At 45.7% G+C, this 15,087-nt stretch carries 13 protein-coding genes; all 13 read right to left on the minus strand.

Features of this window, described 5'->3' with window-relative positions:
* Nucleotides 1-147 precede the first annotated feature (147 nt).
* The gene (gene smpB, locus LGO15_RS21235; RefSeq protein ID WP_167833100.1) at nt 148-615 is read right to left on the minus strand and encodes an SsrA-binding protein SmpB; all 468 of its coding nucleotides are present in this window, start codon (nt 613-615) and stop codon (nt 148-150) included.
* 195 nt (nt 616-810) lie between these two features.
* On the minus strand, nt 811-3,192 hold the full coding sequence (rnr, locus tag LGO15_RS21240) for a ribonuclease R (RefSeq protein WP_226085825.1): 2,382 nt from the start codon (nt 3,190-3,192) through the stop codon (nt 811-813).
* An 84-nt stretch (nt 3,193-3,276) separates the two neighbouring features.
* The gene (locus LGO15_RS21245; RefSeq protein WP_226085826.1) at nt 3,277-4,023 is read right to left on the minus strand and encodes an alpha/beta hydrolase; all 747 of its coding nucleotides are present in this window, start codon (nt 4,021-4,023) and stop codon (nt 3,277-3,279) included.
* Nucleotides 4,024-4,195: 172 nt separating this feature from the next.
* Nucleotides 4,196-4,429 carry a preprotein translocase subunit SecG gene (secG, locus tag LGO15_RS21250; RefSeq protein WP_226085827.1) on the minus strand — a complete coding sequence of 78 codons (234 nt, stop codon included), beginning with the start codon at nt 4,427-4,429 and terminating at the stop codon, nt 4,196-4,198.
* 123 nt (nt 4,430-4,552) lie between these two features.
* A complete protein-coding gene (locus tag LGO15_RS21255) occupies nt 4,553-5,302 on the minus strand; it encodes a polysaccharide deacetylase family protein (RefSeq protein WP_226085828.1) in 750 nt (249 codons plus the stop codon).
* A 415-nt stretch (nt 5,303-5,717) separates the two neighbouring features.
* Nucleotides 5,718-7,016: a phosphopyruvate hydratase gene (eno, locus tag LGO15_RS21260; RefSeq protein WP_167833106.1), complete on the minus strand. Its 1,299-nt coding sequence runs from the start codon at nt 7,014-7,016 to the stop codon at nt 5,718-5,720.
* Nucleotides 7,017-7,042: 26 nt separating this feature from the next.
* Nucleotides 7,043-8,581: a 2,3-bisphosphoglycerate-independent phosphoglycerate mutase gene (gene gpmI / locus LGO15_RS21265; protein WP_226085829.1), complete on the minus strand. Its 1,539-nt coding sequence runs from the start codon at nt 8,579-8,581 to the stop codon at nt 7,043-7,045.
* Nucleotides 8,574-9,335 carry a triose-phosphate isomerase gene (gene tpiA, locus LGO15_RS21270; protein ID WP_226085830.1) on the minus strand — a complete coding sequence of 254 codons (762 nt, stop codon included), beginning with the start codon at nt 9,333-9,335 and terminating at the stop codon, nt 8,574-8,576. Before tpiA ends, gpmI begins: the two co-directional genes overlap by 8 nt.
* A gap of 157 nt (nt 9,336-9,492) precedes the next feature.
* On the minus strand, nt 9,493-10,677 hold the full coding sequence (locus LGO15_RS21275) for a phosphoglycerate kinase (RefSeq protein ID WP_226085831.1): 1,185 nt from the start codon (nt 10,675-10,677) through the stop codon (nt 9,493-9,495).
* A gap of 128 nt (nt 10,678-10,805) precedes the next feature.
* Entirely contained in the window at nt 10,806-11,813 is a 1,008-nt protein-coding gene (gene gap, locus LGO15_RS21280; protein ID WP_167833110.1) for a type I glyceraldehyde-3-phosphate dehydrogenase, read from the minus strand.
* Between the two features lie 50 nt (nt 11,814-11,863).
* Complete coding sequence (locus tag LGO15_RS21285; protein ID WP_226085832.1) at nt 11,864-12,889, minus strand: sugar-binding transcriptional regulator; 1,026 nt, start codon at nt 12,887-12,889, stop codon at nt 11,864-11,866.
* Nucleotides 12,890-13,012: 123 nt separating this feature from the next.
* Nucleotides 13,013-13,273: a glutaredoxin family protein gene (locus tag LGO15_RS21290; RefSeq protein WP_167833112.1), complete on the minus strand. Its 261-nt coding sequence runs from the start codon at nt 13,271-13,273 to the stop codon at nt 13,013-13,015.
* Nucleotides 13,274-13,523: 250 nt separating this feature from the next.
* Nucleotides 13,524-14,867 (minus strand): RNA polymerase factor sigma-54, encoded by a 1,344-nt coding sequence (gene rpoN / locus LGO15_RS21295; RefSeq protein ID WP_226085833.1) that lies wholly within the window; start codon nt 14,865-14,867, stop codon nt 13,524-13,526.
* Between the last annotated feature and the right edge of the window lie 220 nt (nt 14,868-15,087).

Genomic DNA, 15,087 nt, shown 5'->3' on the forward strand with positions numbered 1-15,087 from the left:
ATAAAAGGTTGCTGTATCTGTGATACAGACGTTAGGAGAACTCGGTTAAGCCGAGCTAAAGTTATGTTGTCACTCGCTGGTGACAGTTATTATTATAACACACGGAGTACTTTTTTCAACTGGTACACTCTTCCTCAGCTGACAAACTTACATTTTCTGGCGCTCACGGAATGCACGCTCGATATCTCTGCTTGCTTCCTTCTTCTTCAGCGTCTCACGCTTGTCGTAGTTCTTTTTACCCTTACCGAGACCGATTAAAACCTTTGCGTATCCGTTCTTCAGGTAAATCTTCAATGGCACAAGCGCATAACCAGCTTCCTTCGTTTCACCAATCAGCTGGGCGATTTGACGCTTGTGAAGCAAAAGCTTCCTTGTGCGCAGCGGGTCATGGTTATAACGGTTTCCCTGCTCATATGGACTGATGTGCAGATTATATAAGAACAGTTCACCATTATGGACTTTAGCGTATGAATCCTTCAGCTGGACGCGCCCGTTACGGATCGATTTGATCTCTGTTCCCTGGAGGACGACTCCGGCTTCATACGTTTCTTCGATGAAATAGTCATGGTTCGCTTTTTTATTTTGCGCGACGACTTTTCCCTCTCCTTTTGGCATAAAAACTTCCCCCTTCTATTGTTTATCATTTTAGCAAATATCCCCTGCTCCCACAACGAAAAGCGTAAGCGCTTTGGTCAGTCCCGACAAGCGCTGGAGCCAGACAATATGAAAAGCGTAAGTGCCTTGCACTGATTAGCGCAGGCACTAGAGGACAATAGAGAGCCCCTAATCAGGAGCTCTCATAAGAGTTGCCTATTTTCTCTTTTTTGATTTACGCTTTGCAGCGGGGGCATTCTCAAAGAACTTTTTCTTTTTGTTCTTTGGTTTTGGACCTGAACCTGAACCGGAGCCGTTTCTGCCGCCTCCTGATTCTCTTCCGCCAGAACCTCTGCCTCCGCGTTTGCCTTCTTCTTCTTTTCCGCGGCGCGGCTTCTTCTCGCTGCTGCCAGTTTTGAAGACCTTTGGTGCCGCAGGGCGTTCTCGTCTTGGCGTGCCCTTCATGCCGACGATTTCGAAGTCGATGGAGCGCTCATCTTTGTTGACATTGATGACACGGACAGTGATTTCGTCCCCAATTCTGAAGACATTCCCCGTACGCTCGCCGATCATTGCCATCTGGCGTTCGTCGAAGCGGTAGTAATCATCTGTCATGTAGCTGACATGGACAAGACCTTCGATTGTGTTCGGAAGCTCGACGAACATCCCAAAGTTCGTGACAGAGCTAATGATGCCATCGTATTCTGTCCCAACCTTGTCTTCCATGTATTCCGCTTTTTTCAGCTCGTCGGTCTCACGTTCTGCTTCAACCGCGCGGCGTTCCATGTTCGATGAATGCTCGGCAATATCAGGCAGCATGGCATTCCATTTTTCCTTCGTCGCCTGGTCCAGCTTGCCTTCGATCAAGTAAGTCCTGATCAAGCGATGGACAATCAAGTCAGGATAACGTCGGATTGGCGATGTGAAGTGCGTGTAGAACTCTGTTGAAAGACCAAAGTGTCCGAGGCTTTCTGGATAATATTTTGCCTGCTGCATCGAACGAAGCATGACAGTCCCGACAACCATTTCTTCAGGCTTGCCCTGGACTTCTTCGATGATTTCCTGTAACGCCCTTGGGTGGACAGAATTGGCCGACCCTTTCACGATATAGCCAAAGTTCGTGATGAACTCGAAAAACTTTCGCAGCTTATCTTCTTTTGGATCTTCGTGGATACGGTAGATGAACGGAACATCCAGCCAGTGGAAATGCTCAGCGACTGTTTCGTTCGCAGCCAGCATGAATTCCTCGATTAGCTTTTCAGCGACAGACCGCTCTCGCAGGACGACATCTGTTGGGTGGCCTTCCTCATCAACCAGTACCTTTGATTCTTTAAAATCAAAATCGATGGCGCCTCTTTCCATCCTTTTTTTACGAAGAATAGCAGCAAGCTCTTCCATCATCTCAAACATCGGAACAAGAGATTCGTAACGTGAGCGGGTTTCTTCGTCTTGATCAACGAGAATCCTGTTCACATCAAAATACGTCATTCGCTCCGTTGTCTTTATGACACTCTGGTAAATTTCATGGTCTACCACCTGGCCGTCAGGAGAGATCTCCATATTACAAGACAGCGTGAGTCGATCGACCTTCGGATTCAAGGAACAGATTCCGTTTGATAAGCGGTGCGGAATCATTGGGATGACGCGATCTACTAGATAGACACTCGTCCCGCGTTCTTCTGCTTCCCGGTCAATCGGTGAATCTTCAGTTACATAGTAAGTAACATCGGCAATATGAACGCCGAGCTTGTAATTGCCGTTTTCAAGCCTTGTGACCTGGACAGCATCATCCAAGTCCTTCGCATCTGCGCCATCAATCGTGACAATGACTTCATCACGCAGGTCTCGGCGGTTTGCGATTTCGCTCTCCTTGATCTGGTCTGGGGCATTATTCGCCTGTTCCATGACCTCTTGCGGGAATTCCAGCGGCAATCCATGCTTATGAATGACAGATAGGATATCGACGCCTGGATCATTTTTATGGCCAAGGATGGCAACGACCTCTCCCTCTGCACTCTTACGGCCCTCAGGATAGCTCGTCAGCTTGACAACAACCTTATGCCCTTCGACTGCACCCATTCCAGCTTCTTTTGGAATGAAGATGTCACTCGTAAATTTTTTATCATCAGGAATCACGAAACCGAAGTGCTTACTCTCGGTATAAGTGCCGACAATCTGCGACACTCCTCTTTCCAGGATGCGCACGACTGTCCCTTCGCGGCGCTGGCCTGAGCTGTCCGACGATACGCGAACAAGGACCGTATCCCCGTTCATCGCATTGCTCGTTTCATTCGGCGGAATGAAGATATCATCCATGCCCTGTTCCTCAGTAATGACAAAAGCAAATCCCTTCGCATGCGCACTGTAACGGCCGCGCACAAGATTCATTTTTTCCGGAAGGCCGTAGCGGTCACTGCGTGTCCTGACAACAAGCCCCTTCTCTTCCATCACCACCAGCGCCTTGACGAAATCCTTGAATGTCGAGGAGTCCTCGATTCCAAAGGCACTTTCCAGCTCCTGGACAGTAAGCGGCTTGTAAGCTTCATCCTTCATATAATGCAATAGCCTGTCTATATGGCCTTTAATATTCTCATCCATTATAAATCCCTCCTTTATTATGCTATTTTCGAGATCCTGTTAAGTTCATGGTGTAAAAAACAACACAATATATTTTCTATGTTTTTATTCTTTCCAATTTAATGACTCAAGAAACTCGTAAACATCTTCGTGCAGCTGATCACGTTCTTTATCAAGTGTGATGACATGGCCTGACTCTTCATACCATTTGAGTTTCTTATGTTCAGACTCGATATTGTCATGAATGATATTCGCACTATCAGGGTCGATGATGACGTCGTTCCTTGCCTGAACCACAAAGGTTGGCGTATAAATCAGGTCAATGCTGCCACGGACCTCCTTGATCAGCTCTTGAAGGTCTTTTAGCGTAGCCATTGATTTCTGTTCGAGTTCCTTTACTTCCGCCTCGATTTGCTCCTCAGGCTTGCCTTCCATTCTCTTATATTCACGTGCATACTCGAGTACACCGCGGTACATCAATTCTTCCGTCTTAAGATGCATCGGCGCGCACATTGGCACGATTCCCTTGAGTGGCTTGGTATATCCAAGCTTCAGCGAAAGGACTCCACCCAGCGACAAACCTGCCACAGCTATCTCCTCATATCCTTCGCTTTTCAGAAATTCGTAGCCCTCAAGCGCATCCTGCCACCAATCTTCAGGGCCTGTATGTATCAATTCTTCAGGCGGCACTCCATGTCCTTTAAATACAGGTGCATGGCATGTATATCCTTTTCCTTCTAAAAAACGGCCCAGCATCCTGACATCCGCAGAATTACCGGTGAATCCATGCAACAGCAATACCGCTCTTTTTCCAGCTTTAAATGTAAAAGGTCTTGGCACTAACTTTCTCATTTTCCTACTCCCTCTATCAGATATCTTCCTTAGTTTTAACAAACATGCTTGTAACATTCAATTAAAAGCCTTTATATATGTAAATACCCATATTCACCAGAAATATGTGAAAATCTTGCTTCAATAAACACAATAAAACCCGGCCTCGATTGAAGCCGGGTCATTGTGTGTATTATAGTTCGAAATAAGAAACGGCAATAGTCAAAACAAAAAACAGAACAGACAACACGATTGTGACACGGTGCAGCACAAGGTCAAGACCTCTTGCCTTTTGCTTGCCGAACAATTGCTCAGCGCCGCCGGAAATCGCGCCGGATAGACCAGCACTCTTGCCTGATTGAAGAAGAACGACTCCAATAAGACCAATGCTGACGATCACTAAAAGAACAACTAACAATGTATGCATGACGTACCTCCCGATAAAACTGCTAACAGTATTTTAAATTTATCACATTTTCAGGAATGAAACAATACTTGTCCGAATTGTTATGAATTTTATTGGGCAGGTACTTTGTTTTTTAACGACTGTTTAACGCAATGGTGCAGGAAGCAGTGAATTGGATCTGTAAAGCAGGTCCGAAACGGTTGTGCATTGATAGCCGTTTTTATATAAGTTGGCCAATATATCTTCCACCGCCTTCACTGTTTGCGAACGGTCTCCCCCGGCATCATGAAAAATAATCACGTCGCCTGGACGTGTATCGGATATGACATTTTGCGTGATCTTAGCGGCTCCCGGCCGGCTCCAGTCCCGAGTTTCCTGATGCCATGACCAGAGGATGACATTGTAGCCCCCTTCAATCGCGGTATCAACGATTTCCTTATCATAATAGCCGGCGATTGGGCGGAACAGAGAGGGTTTGATACCAGTGAGTTCTTTGATAACCTCCGCGTTTTTATCCAGTTCCCTTTTGAGCAACACTGGGGAATAGCCATCCCGGAAACGGTGCCTGTAGGTGTGATTTCCGATTTCGTGCCCTTCAGCTGCCTGCCGTTTAACGATTTCCGGGTATCTTTCTGCCTCTTCGCCAATGATAAAAAAAGTAGCCTTCGCATCGTACTTCTTCAGAGCGTCAAGGATTTGCGGAGTGAAGGTCGGATCAGGCCCGTCATCGAACGTAAACGCCACAAGCTTCTCTTCCACAGGGAGATCCCAGAACACATGGCCAGTCTTTTCGAATTTTGCTCGTTTTACTGAGGAAGGTGTGGCTGATGCAATCCCGACTGTATTCATCGTGAAAAACATCATTAAGATAGCAGCTATGGTAACCCTTTTCATATCGATCCGCTCCAATCTTCAATTTTGAGTTTATAACTATTGTGCGGATTTAATAGCGATTTTATTTCACCATAGGAAGATTCATTGTTTAAGCTGTCCTTCCTTTAACAACGGGATTCTATCGGACACTTTCTTCGTTTCCCTCTTCTGTTTGTCCGATAGGGTCCTTCTATTGGACACTTTTTTCAATTTCACGCTTCTGTTTGTCCGATAGGGGCCTTTTATCGGACACTTTTTTCAATTTCACGCTTCTGTTTGTCCGATAGGGACCTTGTATCGGACATTTCCTTCTAATTCTAGCTTCTTCTTGTCCGGAAAAAGTAAATGTTAAAAAAAACACCGGCAGCATCGTCATGCCACCGGTGTCTTTATATAACGGGTTCAATCGCCACATTAAGCGACCCACCTCGCAAAATTACTTCTTAAGGTTGTAGAAAGATTTGATTCCGTTGAAGCGAGCTGTTTCGCCAAGCTGGTCTTCGATGCGAAGAAGCTGGTTGTACTTCGCTACACGGTCTGTACGTGATGGAGCACCAGTCTTGATTTGGCCAGCGTTCGTTGCAACAGCAATGTCAGCGATTGTTGAATCTTCTGTTTCACCAGAACGGTGAGAGATGACTGCAGTGTAACCTGCGCGCTGTGCCATTTCGATTGCGTCGAAAGTTTCTGTCAAAGTACCGATTTGGTTGACTTTGATCAGGATTGAGTTGCCAACGCCTTGCTCGATACCTTGTGAAAGCTTCTTCGTGTTAGTTACGAACAGGTCGTCACCAACAAGCTGAACTTTTCCGCCAAGGCGCTCAGTCAATAGCTTGTGGCCTTCCCAGTCGTTTTCATCCAAGCCGTCTTCGATTGAGATGATTGGGTATTTAGAAGCCATTTCTTCGTACCAGTCTACCATTTCTGCAGACGTTTTAACTACGCCTTCACCAGAAAGGTGGTACTTGCCGTCTTCTTTGTTGAAGAACTCAGAAGATGCAGCATCCATAGCTAGCATGATTTGCTCGCCTGGCTTGTAGCCTGCTTTTTCAATAGCCGTTACGATTGTTTGAAGCGCTTCTTCGTTTGATCCAAGGTTCGGAGCGAATCCGCCTTCGTCACCTACAGCTGTGTTCAAGCCTTTTTCTTTTAAAACTGACTTCAGGCTGTGGAAGATTTCCGCACCCATGCGAAGTGCTTCACGGAAGTTCTCAGCGCCAACAGGCATAACCATGAATTCCTGGATGTCCACGTTGTTGTCAGCATGCTCGCCGCCGTTAACGATGTTCATCATTGGAACTGGAAGCTGCTTGGAGTTGAATCCGCCAAGGTATTGGTATAAAGGAAGGTCAAGGTAGTCTGCGGCAGCATGTGCAACAGCCATGGATACGCCTAGAATTGCGTTAGCGCCCAGCTTGCCTTTGTTTTCAGTTCCATCTAACTCGATTAGCGCCATATCGATACCGTTTTGGTCAAGGACGTTGAACTCTTCGCCTACCAAGAATGGTGCGATGATTTCGTTCACGTTATCAACAGCTTTTAAAACACCTTTTCCAAGGTAGCGGCTTTTGTCGCCGTCACGAAGTTCAACTGCTTCGTATTCACCAGTTGAAGCACCACTTGGAACTAGCGCGCGTCCGAATGCGCCAGACTCTGTGAATACTTCTACCTCAACTGTTGGGTTACCGCGGGAATCTAATACTTCGCGTGCGTATACGTCTGTAATGAATGGCATAGGTATCTCTCCTTATAGTTAAAAGTTTATTTTTTGATTAATGTTTTCCCTGTCATTTCTGCCGGCTGGTCCAGTCCCAGCAATTCAAGCATTGTTGGTGCAAGGTCGCCGAGGATTCCGTCTTCACGAAGCTCCACGCCCTCTTTCGTTACAATGACAGGCACCGGGTTTGTCGTGTGAGCGGTCATCGGGTTGCCTTCAAGGGTAACAACTTCATCGGCATTTCCATGGTCAGCCGTGATGATGGCCGTTCCACCTTTTGAAACAATCAGGTCAACGATCCGTCCAAGACATTCGTCAACTGTTTCAATTGCCTGGATTGTTGGCTCAAGCATACCTGAGTGTCCAACCATATCAGGATTCGCAAAGTTCAAGAGAATCGCGTCGAAGTTATCGGCTTCGATTTCCTTGATCAATGCATCCGTCACTTCATAAGCGCTCATCTCTGGCTTCAGGTCATACGTCGCAACCTTTGGCGAGTTAATCAGGATCCGCTTTTCACCAGGGAATTCCTGCTCGCGGCCTCCGCTCATGAAAAATGTCACGTGCGGATATTTTTCCGTTTCAGCAATACGAAGCTGAGTCATGCCAGCCTGTGAAATCACTTCACCTACAGTATTATCGAGGTTTGATGGTTCGAATGCCACGTAACCGTCAACTGTTTCACTGAAGTGTGTCAAGCACACGAAGTGAAGTTTTTCAGGATGACCTTCGCCTCGGTCGAATGAACGGAAGTCTTTATTTGTAAAAGTGTTTGAAATCTGGATTGCTCGGTCAGGACGGAAGTTGTAGAAAATCACAGCATCATCGTTCTGGATCGTCGCAACCGGTGAACCATCCTTGCGTACAAGAACCGACGGGACAACGAATTCGTCAAAGATTCCATTGTTATAGTTATCTTCAATCAATTCCATAGGGTTTGAATACGTAGGTCCGTCGCCATACACCATTGAACGGTAGGATTTCTCCACACGCTCCCAGCGCTTATCGCGGTCCATTGAATAGTATCGCCCAGAAATCGTCGCAAATTCACCGACACCGATCTCATTCATTTTTTCTAATGTCTGTTCAATGTAACCTGGTGCTGTTTTTGGCCCAACATCGCGTCCGTCTAGGAATCCGTGTACGTATACCTTTTTCAGACCCTCGCTGGCAGCCAGCTTCAACAGAGCAAACATATGCTCAATATGGCTGTGAACGCCACCATCAGACAGCAAGCCCATCAGATGAAGGGCAGTGCCTTTTTCCTTTGCATGCTTGATTGCTGCAAGGAAGGTTTCATTTTTTTCAAATTCGCCTTCACGAATCGAAATATTCACGCGTGTAAGACTCTGGTAAACTACACGGCCTGCACCGATGTTCAGGTGTCCAACCTCTGAGTTGCCCATCTGACCCTCTGGAAGGCCAACCGCTTCACCGCTTGCAATCAATTGCGCATGCGGGAAACTTTTCCAATAGCGGTCAAAATTCGGCTTTTTCGCCTGTGCAACGGCGTTACCTTTTGCTTCTGGACGGCATGCAAAACCGTCCAGAATGATTAAAGCTGTTGGTGACTGTTTACTCATTCTTACCTGCCTCCAATAGCTGCAAGAAGGAATCTGTCTCAAGGCTTGCTCCGCCGACTAATGCGCCGTCGATGTCAGATTGTGACATGTATTCCTTGATGTTAGCTGGCTTTACGCTGCCGCCGTATTGGATACGGACTGCTTCAGCCACTTCTGGTGAAAATTGATCTGCAACCACTTTACGGATGTGCGCGCAAGTTTCATTCGCATCTTCTGCTGTAGAAGATTTACCTGTTCCAATCGCCCAGATTGGCTCATAAGCGATGACCGTTTGTTTCACTTGCTCATCTGTCAATCCATTAAGAGCTGCCTTGATCTGTCCGCCAACAAATTCGTTTGTTTCGCCATTTTCGCGCTGTTCAAGCGTTTCGCCACAGCAAACGATCGGAGTCAGATTGTATTTAAATGCTGATAATGTCTTCTTGTTGACAGTATCATCTGTTTCGTTGAACATTTCACGGCGTTCAGAGTGACCGATGATCACATATTTCGCGCCAATGTCCTGCAATGCTTTAGGGCTGACTTCGCCTGTAAAAGCACCGCTTTCTTCAAAGTGCATGTTTTGTGCACCGATTTCAACGTCTGAATTCTGTGTAAGCTCGACAAGCTGTCCAAGGAACAATGCCGGAGCACAGACTACTGATTCAACCTTGTCATTTGACGGAACAAGTCCACTTACTTTTTCGATGAAATCTTTGGCTTCAGGCAGCGTTTTATGCATTTTCCAGTTTCCTGCAATGATCGGTTTACGCATGCTGACACTTCCTTTCAATGTTTGCTGCGTATGCAGCGTTGTAATGCTTTTTAAACCCGCTGGATGTTGGGCTAACTTTTTTGGAGCGACACACACCAATGGTCAGGATCCGCACCCTTACATTGCCGCTGTCATAGCCCCTGATATATCTAAAATCTTACTTATCGTTCAATGCCACTACGCCTGGGAGTTGCTTGCCTTCCATGAATTCTAGGGAAGCGCCGCCTCCTGTTGAGATGTGGCTCATTTTTTCTGCTAGGCCGAATTTTTCTACTGCTGCTGCAGAGTCGCCTCCGCCGATGACTGAGTATGTATCATTTGCATCGGCTAAAGCTTGTGCGACAGCTTTCGTTCCTTCTGCGAATTTGTCGATTTCAAACACGCCCATTGGTCCGTTCCAGATGACCAATTTAGACTTTTGAATCACATCGCGGTAAGTTTCAGCTGTTTTGGGTCCGATATCGAGTGCTTCCCAGTCTGAAGGGATTTCTTCGATTGCTACGACCTTCGAATTTGCATCTGCAGAAAAATCATCGGCAACGATGGCGTCTACAGGCATGTAGAAGTTAACGCCTTTTGCCTTTGCTTTCTCCATGAAGCTCTTAGCCAAGTCAATTTTATCTTCTTCTAAAAGAGATTTTCCGATTTCGTGGCCCTGTGCTTTTACAAATGTATAAGCCAATCCGCCGCCGATAATCAGGTTATCTACTTTTTCCAATAGGTTGTCAATGACGCCAATCTTATCTTTAACCTTCGCGCCGCCAATGATGGCAGTGAACGGACGCTCTGGATTTGATAATGCTTTTCCAAGAACTTCAAGCTCTTTTTCCATCAGGAAGCCTGATACAGCCGGAATGTACTTGGCGATGCCTTCTGTTGAAGCGTGCGCACGGTGTGCAGCTCCGAATGCATCGTTCACATATACATCTGCAAGCTCTGCAAATGCCTTTGCAAGTTCAGGATCATTCTTCTCTTCGCCTGGATAGAAACGGACATTTTCAAGAAGCAGGACATCGCCCTCGTTCATGCTGTCGATTTCGGATTTTACAGAGTCCCCGTAAGCTTCATCTGTCTTCTTCACATCCTTGCCAAGAAGCTCAGACAAACGCTTCGCAACTGGAGTCAAACGCAATTCTTCAACAGCCTGCCCCTTCGGACGGCCAAGGTGGCTTGCAAGAAGGACTTTCGCGCCCTGTTCAACAAGGTACTGGATCGTTGGCAGTGCTGCACGGATCCGTGTTTCATCCGTAACCTGTCCATCCTTCATCGGCACGTTGAAATCAACGCGGCAAAAAACTCTTTTTCCTTTAACATCCACATCTTTTACTGTCTTTTTGTTCAAGGCTAGAGACCTCCTTTAAAATAGCGCCAATGCGCGATTAAGCAGAAAAAGAGGAGAGGGAATTACCCCGCTCCCCTTTTCATCCTACTACATTATAGTCAATATTGGATTAGTTATCCAATCTTAGCTTACAGACCTTTTTTCGCGATGAAGTCTACAAGGTCAACTACACGGTTAGAGTAACCAGACTCGTTGTCATACCAAGAGATAACTTTTACCATGCTGCCTTCCATAACCATTGTTGATAGTGCATCGATGGTAGAAGAGTTTGCACAGCCATTATAGTCGCTAGATACTAGTGGCTCTTCGCTGTATCCAAGGATACCTTTAAGTTCGTTTTCAGAAGCTTTCTTAAATGCAGCATTGATTTCTTCAACTGTTACATCTTTGTCAAGCTCAGCAACAAGGTCAACCAATGAAACGTTTGGAGTTGGTACACGCATTGCTCCACCGTTTAATTTGCCTTTAAGTTCAGGCAACACTAGAGAAACTGCTTTTGCAGCACCAGTTGTTGTTGGGATGATGTTTTCCGCAGCAGCACGTGCACGACGGTAGTCTTTGTGCGGAAGGTCAAGGATTTGCTGGTCATTTGTGTATGAGTGAACAGTTGTCATCATACCGCGCTTGATTCCGAAGTTGTCGTTCAGAACTTTTGCGAATGGAGCCAGGCAGTTTGTTGTACAAGATGCGTTAGAGATTACGTGGTGGTTAGCTGCATCGTACTTATCATCGTTTACACCCATAACGATTGTGATATCTTCGTCAGATGCCGGTGCTGAGATGATAACCTTCTTAGCTCCTGCTTCAAGGTGCTTCGCAGCGTCTGCACGCTTAGTGAAACGTCCAGTAGATTCAACTACTACTTCTACGCCAAGGTCGCCCCAGCCAAGTTGAGCTGGATCTCTTTCAGCAAGTACTTTCACTTTGTGGCCGTCAACTACTAGGTAGTCACCGTCAACTGTAATTTCTTCGTTCAATGTTCCGTGAACTGTATCATATTTTAAAAGGTGAGCAAGCATGTTTGCATCTGTTAAATCGTTAACTGCTACTACTTCTACATTAGGGTTTTTCAAAGCCGCGCGGAAAACTACGCGTCCAATACGTCCAAATCCATTAATACCTACTTTTACTGCCATGAGTATTTCCTCCTTTGATTCCTATAAAAGGTGTTGTTTATATTAAGGTGTTACCCTTGTAACAATGTTTTAGCGGCTCCTTCATCCGTAATCAGGATGGTAGAGGAAGGTGCCTGTTTCATATAAGCTCTGATCGCTTTTGCCTTGGACTCTCCACCGGCAACCGCGATGATATCGCCTATATTCGCGAGATCATTAAGCTGAAGGCCAATCGTCAGCACTTTGTGGACGATTTCTCCATCTTCATTAAAATAGTAACCAAAAGCCTCGCCTACTGCTTTTCCATCGAGGATCTTATGTAAATCCTCCGGACTGGTATTGCGGCGTTCCGCCATTGTAATAGCGTCTCCAATACCATGTAAAACCATGCTAGCTGATTTGACTAAATTCCAGACCTCGTAAATCAACGGTTCTTTGATGAAGGATTTGTAAACCTCTGTGCTGACCTGGTCGGGTACATAAAAGACTCGGTTGCGTGAATTCGTATTGTCCGCCATGATCGCACAAACTGTGTTTGCCTGATTCTTGACGTCCTCGCCGATTCCGCCCCTTGCCGGCACGAACAGCAAATCCTTTTTGCCAAAGTCAGGAGTCAAGCTATCCGCTACGGCCGCCATCGTCGATCCTCCTGTTACAGCAATAATATTCTTGCTGTGGAGAAGCTCTTTCATACTGTTGGCTGTCGCGCGTCCCAGCTCACTTTTCACCCAGGGAGACTGGTCGCTGTCACCCGGGACTACAATTACCCTCCGGATGCCCATGTGCTCCTGAAGCTTGCGCTCTAATGAGTCTATACCCATTATGTCCCGCATTACTCTTTCAAGACTTTCCAGTATATCTTTTCCCGCTTTGGTCAGTGTCATTCCCTGAACTGACATCGAAATCAGATTCTGGTCTTTCAAAAACTCCACCTCAGAACGCAAAATCCGTTCAGTCAAGTTTAGGCTGATCGAAAGGTTTCTCCTGCCAACTGGCTGCATCACATTTATGTATTGGAGGATGAGGTATCGTTTTTGCATAACTTGCAATAAATCGGGCAATATTCTTTTTTGAATATCAATGAGCGAAAAGTCCATGTTGATATTCTCCTTTTCCAGCGTTGGACTTAAAGTGTCCCGCTAAGACATATTATGTCCCACTCGCGGTAAAAAAAATCACCCCTGCTACAAAACTCATTCTAACAGGAGTGAAACCCTTAATCAACTTATAAACTCAATGTTTTTTCGTGAAAACGCTTCATTTATGAACTTTTTGTTAATAATTCCGTATTGCAGCTCTTCGCCGTCCAATTCGATGACTGGAATCATGATTCCGTACTTTTCGACGAGCTCATCATCGAGGTCGATATTGATTTCTTCTATTGTAATATTCCATTTTGTTTGTAAGTCTTCGAGGATCTCACGCGCTGTTTCACACAAATGGCAGCGTGGTCGGGAATATAGTTTGACTGTTTTTTGCATTTTGGGCTCCTTAAAGTGATTTGAATATCAATATTTTGCTAATAAGTTGATTTCCACTCCAGGATGCTTCGCTTTCCTCGGGGCGTGCGGTGAGCCTCCTCAGTGCTGAAGCGCCTGCGGGGTCTCACCTAGCCCGCTGATCCCGAAGGAGTCTCGCACCTTCCGTTCCATTCAACTTATTAATAATGTTTTGTGTTAAAACCATCAACTTAAAGTAAATATTTAATTTAAACACTTGAACATCAGTGTACTAATCAAATCTCTTCCGCTTGGAGGACGATGGTATGCCGAGCTGGTCGCGGTATTTGGCGACGGTTCTTCTTGAGACGACCATGCCTTCTTCGTCTTCGAGCATTTGTACTAGTTTTTGGTCGGATATAGGTTTCTTTTTATCTTCTTCTTTTATGAACCTTTCGATGGCCGCTTTTACTTTTTGGGAAGAAGCCTGGTCGTTCTCTGTGGTCGCGATCGCGCTTGTAAAAAAGGATTTCAATTCATGAGTGCCGGTCGGAGTCTGCATGTATTTTTCGCGGACAGTTCGGCTGACTGTCGACTCGTGGATTTCGAGTTCGTCGGCCACTTCTCTCATCGTCATCGGTTTCAGATGTTCTGGCCCGATCAAAAAGAATTCCTTTTGTTTTTCAATGATTTTCATCGATACCTTCAGCAGAGTTTCCTTCCTTTGCTCAAGGCTGCGATGAATCCACTGGTAGTCCCCCTGCTTTTCCTGCAGGAATTTATTGACTTCCGGATCCTTGTGTCCAGACAGCTGCTGAAAATATCCTTCATTAAAAGAAATTTTAGGAATCAGTGCATCGAACACACTAACCGAGAGTTCATTCCCTTCCCGTTTGACGACCACATCCGGGACAATGTAGGCAGGCTTCTCGCGCTGGAACGCTGCCCCAGGTTTAGGGTTCAGCTGCTGGATATCATCATGGACCTTTTGGATTTCCCTCACATCGATATTCAGCATCTTCGCCAATGCTTTCCACTTTTTCTCGGCAAAAAGCAGGAAATGGTCACGCATGATAGTTCTTGCCAGTTCATTTTCAGGTGTGCGCTTTTGCCTTGTCAATTGAAGCAGCAGGCATTCCTTGAGATCATTCGCACCGATGCCTGCCGGTTCAAGGGCCTGAAGCTTAAAGAAAGCGCAATCGACAATTTCTTCATCAACAGAAAACCTTCTGACGAGGTCTTCTCTTCGCAAATTCAAGTAACCGTTTTCATCTATGTTTTCAATCAATTCATGTAAAATCAATTTTTCTTCAGGTGTTACTTTTAACATATTTAATTGAGATAGGAGATAGTCTTCGAGGGTATCACTCGTACCCGCGCCAATCTGTTCGATCAAGTTCTTCTGGTCCCGTTCAAACGTTTTCTTTCTTGTTTTTCGCGTACGGTCCATACTGGCATCAAAATTGGAGATGTTTTTAAAGTCCACTTGCATCAGGGGATTTTCCATTGATTTAGCTTCAAGAAACGCTGCCAGCTCCTGCGCAGAGTATTGCAAAAGCGCAATCGCCTGGGTCAGTTCCTGAGTCATCGCCAATTTTAATGTCTGCTTTTGCCATAAACCAGCCTTTAAATCCATCTCAATCACCCCTGCACTCATTTTACATGATAAACAGGGTTTGGTGTATGGAAAGAATTTGGCATTGGCAATATAAGCGCTCTGTTTTCAATTACTATTTCGCTCATCCAATTGAATACTTGTCTATTAACTTATCAAACTCACAGGAAATGCCCTGAAATGAGCAAGGTATTACCTGTGAAAAAGTAACTGCGAATATTTTTCTCTAATAGAGCCGCAA

It is taken from the genome of Mesobacillus sp. S13, assembly GCF_020422885.1.
Taxonomy (GTDB): Bacteria; Bacillota; Bacilli; order Bacillales; family Cytobacillaceae; genus Mesobacillus; species Mesobacillus selenatarsenatis_A.

What these genes read in the sequence shown, in the direction of transcription:
- LGO15_RS21255 (WP_226085828.1), bottom strand. Translation starts at nt 5,302, where the DNA reads ATGAAAAGGGTTACCATAGCTGCTATCTTAATGATGTTTTTCACGATG.
- eno (WP_167833106.1), bottom strand. Translation starts at nt 7,016, where the DNA reads ATGCCATTCATTACAGACGTATACGCACGCGAAGTATTAGATTCCCGC.
- LGO15_RS21290 (WP_167833112.1), bottom strand. Translation starts at nt 13,273, where the DNA reads ATGCAAAAAACAGTCAAACTATATTCCCGACCACGCTGCCATTTGTGT.
- rpoN (WP_226085833.1), bottom strand. Translation starts at nt 14,867, where the DNA reads ATGGATTTAAAGGCTGGTTTATGGCAAAAGCAGACATTAAAATTGGCG.
- gap (WP_167833110.1), bottom strand. Translation starts at nt 11,813, where the DNA reads ATGGCAGTAAAAGTAGGTATTAATGGATTTGGACGTATTGGACGCGTA.
- LGO15_RS21245 (WP_226085826.1), bottom strand. Translation starts at nt 4,023, where the DNA reads ATGAGAAAGTTAGTGCCAAGACCTTTTACATTTAAAGCTGGAAAAAGA.
- smpB (WP_167833100.1), bottom strand. Translation starts at nt 615, where the DNA reads ATGCCAAAAGGAGAGGGAAAAGTCGTCGCGCAAAATAAAAAAGCGAAC.
- gpmI (WP_226085829.1), bottom strand. Translation starts at nt 8,581, where the DNA reads ATGAGTAAACAGTCACCAACAGCTTTAATCATTCTGGACGGTTTTGCA.
- LGO15_RS21285 (WP_226085832.1), bottom strand. Translation starts at nt 12,889, where the DNA reads ATGGACTTTTCGCTCATTGATATTCAAAAAAGAATATTGCCCGATTTA.
- secG (WP_226085827.1), bottom strand. Translation starts at nt 4,429, where the DNA reads ATGCATACATTGTTAGTTGTTCTTTTAGTGATCGTCAGCATTGGTCTT.
- rnr (WP_226085825.1), bottom strand. Translation starts at nt 3,192, where the DNA reads ATGGATGAGAATATTAAAGGCCATATAGACAGGCTATTGCATTATATG.
- tpiA (WP_226085830.1), bottom strand. Translation starts at nt 9,335, where the DNA reads ATGCGTAAACCGATCATTGCAGGAAACTGGAAAATGCATAAAACGCTG.